The organism is Promicromonospora sp. Populi, assembly GCF_041081105.1.
GTDB lineage: Bacteria > Actinomycetota > Actinomycetes > Actinomycetales > Cellulomonadaceae > Promicromonospora.
This window is the reverse complement of sequence record NZ_CP163528.1, coordinates 853045-864189: the sequence shown is the minus strand read 5'-3', so window position 1 is coordinate 864189 and position 11145 is coordinate 853045. Positions and strand designations below refer to the sequence as shown.

Here is an 11145-nt window from a genome sequence, read left to right as displayed (position 1 = left end):
CATGGCCGACGACATCCTCTGGTACATCCCCAACCAGACCCACCCCGGCCACCGCGGGGACGACGCCGCGGCGGGTCACAACAGCCTCGACACGCTGACCGAGCACGCCACCCGGCTGGAGGAGCACGGCTGGGACGGCGCCCTGCTCGGCACAAGCTGGGGCCGGCCGGACACGTTCACCGTGGCCACCGCCCTGGCCGCGCGGACCACGACGTTCGAGCCGCTCATCGCGGTCCGGCCGGGGTACTGGCGGCCGGCGCACCTGGCGTCGGCCGCGGCGACGCTCGACCACCTGTCGGGCGGGCGCGTGCGGATCAACATCGTCTCGGGGCAGGACGACCTCGCCGCGTACGGGGACGCCGAGGGCGACCAGGCCCACCGGTACGCCCGCACCAAGGAGTTCCTGCAGATCGTGCGCCGGCTGTGGACGCAGGAGTCGGTCACCTACGCAGGCGAGCACTTCCAGGTCACCGACTCGACCCTGGACCTGCGACCGCTCGCCCGGCCGGGCCGGGCCCATCCCCGGCTCTACTTCGGCGGGGCCTCCGCGGCAGCCGAGCGCGTCGCCGCCACCGAGGCGGACGTCCAGCTCTTCTGGGGCGAGCCGCTGGACGGCATCGCCGAACGGATAGACCGTCTGCGCACCCTGCAGGCGGAGCTCGGGCGCGAGCACGCGCCCCTGGAGTTCGGCCTGCGCATCACGACGTTCGTGCGGGACACGACGGAGGAGGCGTGGGCCGACGCCGAGGCCAAGGTCGCTCAGCTCTCCGCCAGCGCCGACCACGAGCAGCCAGGCGGTCGGCGCTGGGGCAAGCGCTCCGCCGTCGGGCAGCAACGACTGCTCGACCTCGCGGAACGAGGCGACGTCCTGGACGACATCCTCTACACGGCGCCAGGACGCGCCGGGGGTGGCGGAGCGGGGACAACCTGGCTCGTCGGGACGGCGAAGGAGGTCGCCGAGGGCTTGAGGAAGTACGAGCGGCTGGGCGTGACCCACTTCGTCCTGTCCGACACCCCGTATCTCCCCGAGATCGAGCGGCAGGGACGGGAGCTGGTGCCGCTGCTCCGCGGCTGAATGATGCGCGACTGAATGCGCGCCTGAATCGTCTGCGGACGCACGAACGGCTCCCGACTTGTGGAAGAAGGGAGCCGTTCGTAGTCCGCTGTCTCATTCGGACCCGCCGGCACCCGCAGGCGCCGGAAGACTGTCCCCTAGGTTACACGGTCGTGAGGATGACGAGGCGCTGGGTCGCCCGGGTCATCGCGACGTAGCGGTCGACCGCCCGCTCGATCCCCACTCCCCTGCCCGTTCCCTGGTCGCCCGCGCCCTTGTCCGCGCCGAATGACTCCGGGTCCACGAGCACAACCAGGTCGAACTCGAGCCCCTTCGACAGCTCCGGGGTGAGCAACCGCACGCGGGGCGTGGCACCGATCGCCAGGTCGTCCCGGGTGCTGATGACGCACGCCGTCCCGTCGGTGTGCTCGGCGAGCCAGTCCTCCAGGATCGGGCCGAGCTGTGCGGCGGCGCCGTGCAGCACCGGGAAACCGCTGCTGCGCACCGACGTCGGCACGTTGGCGTCCGGGAGCGCGGCGCGGATGACCGGTTCGGCCTCAGCCATGATCTCTGCGGGCGTCCGGTAGTTGATGCCCAGGGACATCGTCTCGATCCGGCCCAGGCCGACCCTCCCCAGGCGCTCGGTCCACGACTCGGCGAAGCCGTGCCGGGCCTGGGCGCGGTCGCCCACCACCGTCAGGCTGCGGGACGGGCAGCGCGCCAGCAGCATCTGCCACTCCGCGTCGGTCAGCTCCTGGGCCTCGTCGACGACGATGTGCGCGAACGGCCCGGCGAGCAGGTCTGGGTCCGCGGTCGCCGGCACGGCGGCGCCGTCGAGCAGGGCCTCGCGCAGGTCCTGGCCGTGCAGCATCTGCATCACGCCCATGTCGGAGTCGTCGGTGGCGATCAGGTCGTCCACGACGTCGGCCATCCGGGCCCGCTCGGCGGCGGCCGCGGCCTCCGCTCGACGACGGCGGCGCGAGGCCTCCGGGTCACCGATCCGCCGTCGGGCCGCGTCCAGGATCGGCAGGTCGGACCCCGTCCAGGCTTTCGGCTCGTCCCGCCGGAGCCGCGCCGCGGCGTCGGGCTCCAGCCAGGGGGCGCACATCCGCAGGTAGGCGGGCACCTCCCACAGGTCGCCGACGATGTCCATCGGCTCCAGCAGGGGCCACGCCCGGTCGAAGGCGCGCGCGAGGTCCCGGTTGCCCGCCAGCGCTGCCCGGACCGGAGCGGTCGGATCGACCTCCTGCTGCCCGTAGGCATCGAACTGGTCCTCTAACCGGTCCTCGGTCCAGTCCCGCCAGTCGGCGGGCAGATCGTCCGAGGGCTCGGCGCCGTCCTCGGACCAGCGGTCCTCGGACCATCCGCCCTCGTCGTCGCTCCCGTCCCCGTCCCCGTCGTCAGCCTTGACCTTGTCCGTCAGGATCGTCAGCAGCGCCGCCCAGACCTGGTCCCGGGCCTCGTTGTGCGCCGTGCCGGCCTCGACGACCCCGAACGCCTCGGCCCAGTCCGCTGTGCTGACCCAGACGTCGCCCCAGGGCGCGGCGACAGCCATTCCCTCCTTCGGCGGAGTCTCGTAGAGCCGGACGGCCGGCTCGATCGCGGCCACCATCCGGGCGTCCGCCTTCAGCCGGGCGACCTCCGGGTCGCGCTCGGCGGGCGCCGTCCGCCCCTCGGGGACGAGGTCACGCACGGTGCACGTCTGCACCCCCTCCTCGCCGAGGCTGGGCAGCACGTCCGAGACGTACGCCAGGTACGGCTGGTGCGGGCCGACGAACAGCACGCCGCCCCGCCGGTGCCCGAGGCGCGGGTCCGAGTACAGCAGGTAGGCGGTCCGGTGCAGCGCGACGACGGTCTTGCCGGTGCCCGGACCGCCGTCGACGACAAGTGCGCCGCGGGAGCCCGCGCGGATGATGGCGTCCTGGTCGGCCTGGATGGTGCCGAGCACGTCGCGCATCCGGTCCGACCGCTCACCACCCAGGCTCGCGATGAACGCCGACTGGTCGTCGAGGGCGGCGTAGGCCGCGGAGCCGCTGGGGCCTTCAGCGCCGTCCTGGGCACCGGAGCCCAGGAGGTCCGGGGTGAACACCTCGTCCCAGAAGTCGGTGACCCGGCCGCGGGTCCAGCGGTAGCGGCGGCGGCTCGCCAGCCCCATCGGGTCGGCGTGCGTAGCGCCGAAGAACGGTTCCGCCGCCGGGGACCGCCAGTCGATCAGCAGCCGGCGCCCCGCGCTGTCGGTGAGGCCGAGGCGCCCGACGTATACGGGCCCGATGCCCGCCTCGACGCTGATCATGCGCCCGAGGCACAGGTCCACGCCGAAGCGGCGCATGGTGCGCAGGCGCGAGGTCAGCCGGTGGACCTCCTGGTCCCGCTCCACCGCCGCCTGCCCCATGGTCGCGGGCAGCCTGCGCGCGGCGTCGAGACGCTCTGTGAGGTCGGCGATCGACTGCTCGAGGGTGGTGGCGATGTCCGCGAAGTGCCGCTCGTCGGCGGCGGTCAGCGTGGGGTCGGCCTTGGCGGCGAGCCGGCCTGGAAGGTCGAACACGGCGGTCGACTCGGAGGTAGCAGTGGACAGGCTCTTCAGGTCAGGACTGGTCATTCGGCACCACTCGATTCCGTCGGTCGGGAGCTCCGGCCGACGATTCTGCGATACGCAGGGGGCCTTGCCGCAAGACCCCCTGTGCGCTATAGATTGATAGTGGCAGGGAGAGGGTTCTTTCCTTGCCTTTGCTGTGCAAAACCCCAGCGCCCGGGCCGCCCGTGTCACAGTCCCCTGGCACACTGGCCGTCGTGACGCTCCCGGACATGGTCCCGACGATGACCACCACCGCTACCGCGCTCGACGTGCTGCGTGACGTCTTCGGCTACGCCGCCTTCCGCGGCGAGCAGCAGGCGATCATCGACACGGTGGTCGACGGCGGGGACGCCCTCGTGCTCATGCCGACCGGCGGCGGCAAGTCGCTGTGCTATCAGATCCCCGCGCTGGTGCGGCACGGCACCGGCGTCGTCATCTCGCCCCTGATCGCCCTCATGCAGGACCAGGTGGACGCCCTCGACGCGCTCGGTGTCCGGGCCGGCTTCCTGAACTCCACGCAGAACCCGGACGAGCGGCGCCAGGTGGAGCAGGCCTACCGCTCCGGCGAGCTCGATCTGCTGTACCTGGCGCCGGAACGGCTCGGCGTCGAGTCCACCGCCCGACTCCTCGACCAGGGCACCATCGCGCTGTTCGCCATCGACGAGGCGCACTGCGTGTCCCAGTGGGGCCACGACTTCCGCCCTGACTACCTGCGCCTGAGCGAGCTGGCCGAGCGCTGGCCCGGTGTCCCGCGCATCGCGCTGACCGCCACCGCGACCCAGCACACCCGCGAGGAGATCGCCACCCGCCTCGGGCTGACCGAGGCCCGGCACTTCGTCGCCAGCTTCGACCGGCCGAACATCACCTACCGCGTCGTACCCAAGGACAACCCGGGCCGGCAGCTGCTGGATCTGCTGCGCACCGAGCACCCGGGCGACGCCGGGATCGTGTACTGCCTGTCCCGCGCGTCGGTGGAGAAGACCGCCCAGCAGCTCACCGACCAGGGCATCCGCGCCCTGCCGTACCACGCGGGGCTGCCCGCCCACGTGCGCTCGGCCAACCAGTCGACGTTCCTGCGCGAGGACGGCGTGATCATGGTCGCGACCATCGCGTTCGGCATGGGCATCGACAAGCCCGACGTCCGCTTCGTCGCCCACCTCGACCTGCCCAAGTCGGTGGAGGGCTACTACCAGGAGACCGGCCGCGCCGGGCGCGACGGCCTGCCGTCGACGGCGTGGCTCGCCTACGGGCTGGCCGACGTCGTGCAGCAGCGCAAGATGATCGCCGAGTCCGAGGGCGACCTGACGCACCGCCGCCGGCTCTCGGCCCATCTGGACGCGATGCTGGCGCTGTGCGAGACCGTCGAGTGCCGCCGCGCACAGCTCCTGCGCTACTTCGGCCAGGACCACCCCGGCACGTGCGGAGCCTGCGACACCTGCCAGAACCCACCCGAGGCCTGGGACGGCACCGTCCCCGCCCAGAAGCTCCTGTCCGCCGTGTTCCGCCTGGACCGCGAGCGCAACCAGCGCTTCGGCGTCGGGCACGTGGTCGACATCCTGCGGGGCAAGTCCACGCCGAAGATCACGCAGTGGGGGCACGACGAGCTCACGGTGTTCGGTGTCGGTGAGGACCTGGCCGAGGGCGAATGGCGGTCCGTGGCGCGGCAGCTCCTGGCCATGGGGCTGCTGGAGGTGGACGCCAACCACGGCACGCTGCTGCTGACGGACGCCAGCGCGGAGGTGCTGGGCCGGAAGCGCGAGGTGCGGCTGCGGCGCGATCCTGCCCCGGCGGCCGGCAGCACGCGCAGGTCCGCACGTTCGGGCGGCCCACGTCCGGAGGCGGCCACGCTGTCGAGCGCGGACCAGGAGGTCTTCGAGCGGCTGCGCGCGTGGCGGGCGGCGGCCGCGAAGGAGCAGGGGGTGCCCGCGTACGTCGTGTTCCACGACGCGACGCTGCGGGTGGTGGCTGCCGAGAAGCCCGCGGACCTGGACGCGCTGAGCGGGATCAGCGGCGTCGGCCAGGCCAAGCTGGACCGCTACGGCGAGGGCATCCTGACGGCGCTACACGACCCGGAGTGATCTCGGGGGCTGTCGGCGATGGCCCTCTCGGGTCTGCGCGCCTAGGCTGGTGGTGTACCCAGTTCCGCGACGACGACGTGGCGGTGAGACCTGATGGCCTGGACCTTCCTGGCGCGACAGCGCCCCGCACCCGACCCGCTGGTCACGCTGCGCCTGCAGACCCGCCTCGGGGAGCTCGCGACCGAGCTGCGCCGCGTGGAGCAGGACCCCGACGTGTACGCGCGGGCGCACCACTGGTTCGCCGTGCAGGGCGCGTACGACGCGCTGCTGCGTGAGGCCTGCCGGCTCGCCGGACTGCCGGCCGAGTCGGCACCGTTGCGCGCGGACGAGCGTGCCGGCGCGGCCGAGCGGCTGCGGGAGGAGCTGGAGCTCAGCTCGCGCGGCTGGTCCTGGTGAGGACGCTTAAGGTCAGGGCATGTTCCCTTGGCTCGAGATCGGCGGCTGGCTCGGTTCTGTCCTCGTCGTCCTGTCCCTCACGCAGGCGCGTGTGCTCCGCTTCCGCTGGCTCAACCTGGTCGGTTCCCTCGTCGCGACCACCTACAACGCGATCCTGGGGATCTGGCCGTTCTTCGCCATGAACGCCGCGATCAGCCTCATCAACATCTACTGGCTGTGGCGGCTGAACCGCGAGCGCCACGACGCCGCCGTGTACGAAGTGGTCGAGGTCGCGCCCGACGACGCGTACCTGCTGCACGTGCTGCGCACCCACGAGGCGGACATCGCGACCTTCGCGCCGCGGTTCGTGGCGCTGCCGGAGCCCGGCGAGGTGCGTTCGGCGTTCCTGGTGCAGCGCGGTGACGAGACGGTGGGTGTGGTGGAGGTGCGCGACGCCGGGGACGGGGTGGGCGTCGTCGAGCTGGACTGGGTCTCCATGCGGTTCCGTGACCTGACGCCCGCCGAGTTCGTGTACCGGCGCAGCGGGATCTTCGCGGCCAAGGGCTTCACCCGCGTTGTCGTACCGCAGGTAGACCGCAGCGAGTTCGGGTACCTGAGCAGGGTCGGCTTCCGTCCCGACGGCGCGGAAGAGGAAGGGGCCTGGGTCAGGGACGTCGTGCCGGACGGCGAGCGCTGACCGCCGGCTGATCGGCGGGCTGATCCAGCGGGCGGGACCGAGTAGGGTGCGGCGCGGACACACGAACGCCGTCGGCCACGAGGGGAAACGCAAGGGTGTACGACCAAGCCACGCCGCGCCGGCGCCCACCTGTTGGCCTGCTCGTGTGGGTGCTTGCCGCCGTGCTGCTGCTCGCCGCGGTGGCGGGCACGGTCTGGGTGCTGAACCGTGACTTGTCCCCGGAGGACACGTCCGCGCAGAGCTCGACGGGGCCGAGCGCGTCGGCGATCGCGAGCACACCCGAAGCGAGCCCGGTGAGCACCCCCGCGACCCCGGAGCCGACACCCTCCCCGAGCGCCCCATCTCCGCCGCCGGAGCCGACACCCGTCACGCTGCAGGGTGTGGCCTCCGGCCGGTGCCTCGACGTGCCTGGCGGAGGCGCCGTGGACGGTGCGGCGCTGCAGATCTACGACTGCAACGGGTCAGCGGCCCAGCAGTGGACGGCGTCGGCCGCCGGGGAGCTGCGGGTTCTGGGCACCATGTGCCTCGACGACCCGAGCGCCGGGCAGCCGGGCGCCGCCGCCACGATCTGGACGTGCCACGGCGCCGCCAACCAGCAGTGGGCCCCGCAGGCCGACGGCACCGTGCGCAACGTCGCCACCGGGCTGTGCCTGGACGTCGCGAACGCCCTGGTCGACAACGCGACACCCGCGATCATGTACAGCTGCCACGCTGGGCCCAACCAGCAGTGGCACGTGGGCTGATTCCTACAGCTCGCGCAGGGCCTCGACCACCAGGGCGTGGTCGTCCTGCTGCGCCAGGCCGGACACGGTGACGACGCCGACGATGCCCACGCCCGCGACCCGCACCGGGAACGCGCCCCCGTGGGCGGCGTACTCCTGGAGCGGCAGGCCGTGGACGGTATTGAAGTCCGACCCCTTGGCCCTGGCGCGCAGCCCCACCAGGTAGGACGAGGCCCCGAACCGGTACACCACCGCTACCTTGCGCTCGATCCACGAGTCGTTGTCCGGCGTCGTACCGGGGCGCGCTGCGTGGAACACCTGCTGGGTCCCTTTGCGGATGTCGATAGTGACGGGCAGCGCGCGCTCGGTGGCCAGCTCGACGAGCCGGGCGCCAAGGGCCCACGCCTGCTCGTGCGTGAACGTGGTCAGCACCAGCTCGGCCTCCTGGGCCTCGACCTCGGCTACGGCAGCGGGGACATCAAGTTCGCTCATGTCCCCATCCTGCCCCGCCGGAACCCGCCGGCGGTTCAGTCCGTCCCGTAGCTCGCGGTGACGTGGTAGACCCCGCCGCCCCAGCCGTCCTGCGTGAAGGCGTCGGTCACCCGGATGTAGACCGCCTTGTCCGGGCCGAGGTGCGGCGTCAGGTCGAGGGTGTGGTCGGCCCGGTTGGAGCCGTCCCGGATCGGGTCGTCCTCTGCCAGGACCGTTGTCCAGGTCTCGCCGTCGGGCCCGACCTGGACCACGTACTGGTTGTCGATCGTCAGGGTCGCCTCGGCCGAGGTGGCCTCGGCGGGGAACGGGAGCTTGTAGATGAAGTGGCTGGTGCCGTCCGCGAACCGGCTCCCGCCCTGGCTCAGGCCGGAGCCACCCGCGTCCCAGAGCCAGGCAGCCTCCTGGGTGGTCCCGGCGTCGAAGTCGACGGTGCCCGCTACCTGGATGGTGACCCGGGTGGTGTAGCTGAGCCCATGCCCGGCGGTGACCCGCACGGTCAGGGGGTAGCTGCCGTCCGCGGCACCGGCCGGCACCGCCACGGCCAGCGGGACGCTCACGCGCCCCGGCGTACCACCGGCGCCCGGGACCACCGTGACGCGGCTCCGGGCGGGCGTCACCCGCCAGCCGTCCGGTCCGGTGGCGCGCACGTCCACGCGCACCGGCCGCCGGCGCTCCGCCGTCGCCGCCACCTGGACCTCGGTCTGCAGAGCGGAGGCGGCACCCGGGCTGGGCATCACCACCAGCTGCGCCGGGGACATGGTGGCGGACAGCGACCGACGCGGGGCCTCCTGCGGTACGTCGGCGATCAGCGCGCTGAGCGCGCTGGCCTGGGTGCGCCAGTCGAACACGTTGGGCCGCTCCGGGCTCGGGCTCCCGGCCCAGCGCAGGCCCAGCCGCTCGGAGGAGTCGCGGTCGTTCACCCAGATGCTCTCGGCCTGCCGGTCGACGAACTCCTGGTACCGCGCCTCGCCCGTGGTGTCGGCCAGGTCCATCAGGTAACGCAGGAAGATGCCCTTGAACTGCTTCTGGTTGTCGTCGCAGGACCGGCCGGCCGCCTCGCACCACTCGGTCAGCACCCCGTCCTGGACCAGCACCTCGGAGTCGAGCGCCGCGTCGGCCAGCCGCTGCGCTTCGGCCAGCAGCGACGGGTCGCCGGTAGCCCGCCACAGCTCCAGCGGGGCGCCGATCGCCAGGCCCTGGTTGTAGGTCCACACGGTGTCGTCGTTGCTGGTGCAGTCGTCCCTGAGCCCGTCGTTGACCAGGCCCTGGGCGTTGATCATGCCGCTGTCCACGTACCAGTCCCAGGCCTCCTGGGACCGGTCCAGCCAGACGGTGTCGCCGGGGATGCGGTTGTGCAGCTCGGCGGTCAACCGGACCCACTGGCCGTTGGTGACGGCGTTCTTGTAGGTCCGCTCCTCGTTCCACCAGATGCCGCCGCCGCACGTGCTGGTGTCCCAGAAACCGTGCATGAACTCGCCGATCGTGCCGGCCATGTCCAGGTACTTCTGATCGCCGGTCAGGTCGTAGGCGCCCACCCAGTTCAGGGCCCACCAGCCGGCGTCGTCGATGGCCCGGCTCGTGAAGTTGCCGTAGATCTCGTCGGTCGACCGCTCGCCGGCCGGGAACGGGCCCTTGTTGGTCTCGAAGCTTCTGTCCAGCTCGTCGACGTAGCTCCGGTCGCCGGTGCGCGCCATGTAGTCACCGACCGTCTGCAGCGCGACGGCGGAGTTCCACCAGCTCGACGGGAACCAGGCCTTCTCCGGGTCGTAGGAGTCCATCAGCACCTCGGTGGCCACCCGGGCCCGCGCCACGTCGGCCGCACCGGATGTCGCTCCGGACGGCGGAGCAGCTTGCGCGACGGCGACCGGCTGCAGGCCGCCCAGCACGGCGATGGCTGTCAGGAAAACCCAGGCACGACGCAGAGTCGTCATCGAAGAGCTCCTCCCCTGGGGCGCGGCGTTGCGCCCGGCGATCGCGATTCGGATCAAAACCTACATTAGGAAACGACTAAATACAGCCATCTCGTCCGAAATCGTCGACCAGGGTGCGGGGCTACCGGGTCGAGCTCCCCGGCACCAGCTCGGTCGGCAGCGTCACCTTGGTGACCTGCCCGGCGCCCCGGAGCTGGGCGAGCACGAGGTCGACCGCCTCGCTCCCCATGCGGGTCTGGTCCTGCCGGAGGTGCGTGAACCGGTAGCGCGCGCCGTCGTAGAACACGTCCGGTTGGTCGAAGCAGACGATGCCCAGGTCGCCGGGGATGGACCGGCCCACCCGCTGCGCGGCCTCCCGCACCAGGACGGCGATGTTGTGCTCGGTCACCACGAGCCCGGTCAGGCCCGGGTTGGCGGCGAGGAACTTCTCCAGCTCGGCGATGTCGTCGTCGGGCGCGACGTCGGTGCCCGGGACCGTGGAGCGAGACTGCCGGAACTGGTGGACCGGGTCGAACGGGACGCCCCGGGTCGCGTGGGCGTCGACCACGCCGTCGAGCCGGTCCTGCACGGTGGACACGGTGCTCGACGCCGAGACGAGCCCCAGGTGGTCGTACCCGCGGGAGAACAGGTACTCGGCGGCCTGGCGCCCCGCCGAGACGTTGTCCGAGCAGACCGAGGAGACCGGGACGCCGTCGAACACCCGGTCCACGATGGCCACGGGGAACGACTGGGTGATGAGCTCCAGGACCGCCGGGGCGACGTACTGCGACGAGCTCGGCTCCAGGATCAGCCCCTGGACGCCGTCGGCCACGAGCGCCCGCACCAGGTCGTCCTCCGCCTCACGGTCGCCGAGGCTGCGCTTGACCACGAGGTTCGCGACCGTTCCGGACGAGTCGAGCAGCCCGGTCAGGACCCGCGTGCCGAAGGTGTCGTCGAAGTCCGTCAGGACGCACCCGATCAGGGGCGCCGGTCCCGGGCCCGCCTGGGCGGCGGCCGTCGCGGTCTCGCTCACGACCACCGTGCCCAGGCGGGGGCGGCGGGTGATGTAACCGTCGTCGCGCAGCAGGTCCATCGCGCGTTTGAGGGTGATGGCGCTCACCCCGAGCTGCTTGGTCAGCTCGGCCTCGGCCGGCATCCGGTCGCCGACGCCGTACGTGCCCGCGTGGATCTCGCCGCGGAGCTTCTCGTACACCTCGAGGTAGAGCGGCTGGCTCACGGATG

At 72.1% G+C, this 11145-nt stretch carries 9 protein-coding genes; 5 read left to right on the top strand and 4 right to left on the bottom strand.

All coding sequences use genetic code 11. The features are described from left to right. Position 1 precedes the first annotated feature (1 nt). Positions 2–1075 (top strand): LLM class flavin-dependent oxidoreductase, encoded by a 1074-nt coding sequence (locus AB1046_RS03845; RefSeq protein WP_369372503.1) that lies wholly within the window; start codon positions 2–4, stop codon positions 1073–1075. 142 nt (positions 1076–1217) lie between these two features. Here AB1046_RS03845 and helR read toward each other — a convergent pair whose 3' ends face one another. Beyond that, a complete protein-coding gene (gene helR / locus AB1046_RS03840) occupies positions 1218–3653 on the bottom strand; it encodes an RNA polymerase recycling motor ATPase HelR (RefSeq protein WP_369372501.1) in 2436 nt (811 codons plus the stop codon). A 206-nt stretch (positions 3654–3859) separates the two neighbouring features. Between helR and recQ the strand changes: the two genes are divergently transcribed. The 4 genes from recQ to AB1046_RS03820 all read left to right on the top strand — a co-directional run bounded on the left by recQ (position 3860) and on the right by AB1046_RS03820 (position 7522). Beyond that, positions 3860–5707, top strand: coding sequence for a DNA helicase RecQ (gene recQ / locus AB1046_RS03835; RefSeq protein ID WP_369375558.1), 1848 nt, complete (start codon positions 3860–3862; stop codon positions 5705–5707). Between the two features lie 93 nt (positions 5708–5800). Further along, positions 5801–6103 (top strand): hypothetical protein, encoded by a 303-nt coding sequence (locus tag AB1046_RS03830; RefSeq protein ID WP_369372499.1) that lies wholly within the window; start codon positions 5801–5803, stop codon positions 6101–6103. 19 nt (positions 6104–6122) lie between these two features. Continuing rightward, positions 6123–6779, top strand: a complete 657-nt coding sequence (locus AB1046_RS03825; RefSeq protein ID WP_369372497.1) for a hypothetical protein — start codon at positions 6123–6125, stop codon at positions 6777–6779. A 95-nt stretch (positions 6780–6874) separates the two neighbouring features. Continuing rightward, on the top strand, positions 6875–7522 hold the full coding sequence (locus tag AB1046_RS03820; RefSeq protein ID WP_369372495.1) for a ricin-type beta-trefoil lectin domain protein: 648 nt from the start codon (positions 6875–6877) through the stop codon (positions 7520–7522). 3 nt (positions 7523–7525) lie between these two features. Here AB1046_RS03820 and AB1046_RS03815 read toward each other — a convergent pair whose 3' ends face one another. From AB1046_RS03815 to AB1046_RS03805, 3 genes are all read right to left on the bottom strand, one after another. Continuing rightward, the gene (locus tag AB1046_RS03815) at positions 7526–7993 is read right to left on the bottom strand and encodes a heme-degrading domain-containing protein (protein ID WP_369372493.1); all 468 of its coding nucleotides are present in this window, start codon (positions 7991–7993) and stop codon (positions 7526–7528) included. Positions 7994–8028: 35 nt separating this feature from the next. Beyond that, the gene (locus AB1046_RS03810) at positions 8029–9924 is read right to left on the bottom strand and encodes a glycoside hydrolase family 76 protein (RefSeq protein WP_369372491.1); all 1896 of its coding nucleotides are present in this window, start codon (positions 9922–9924) and stop codon (positions 8029–8031) included. Between the two features lie 121 nt (positions 9925–10045). Next, positions 10046–11140 (bottom strand): GntR family transcriptional regulator, encoded by a 1095-nt coding sequence (locus AB1046_RS03805; RefSeq protein WP_369372489.1) that lies wholly within the window; start codon positions 11138–11140, stop codon positions 10046–10048. Positions 11141–11145 lie beyond the last annotated feature (5 nt).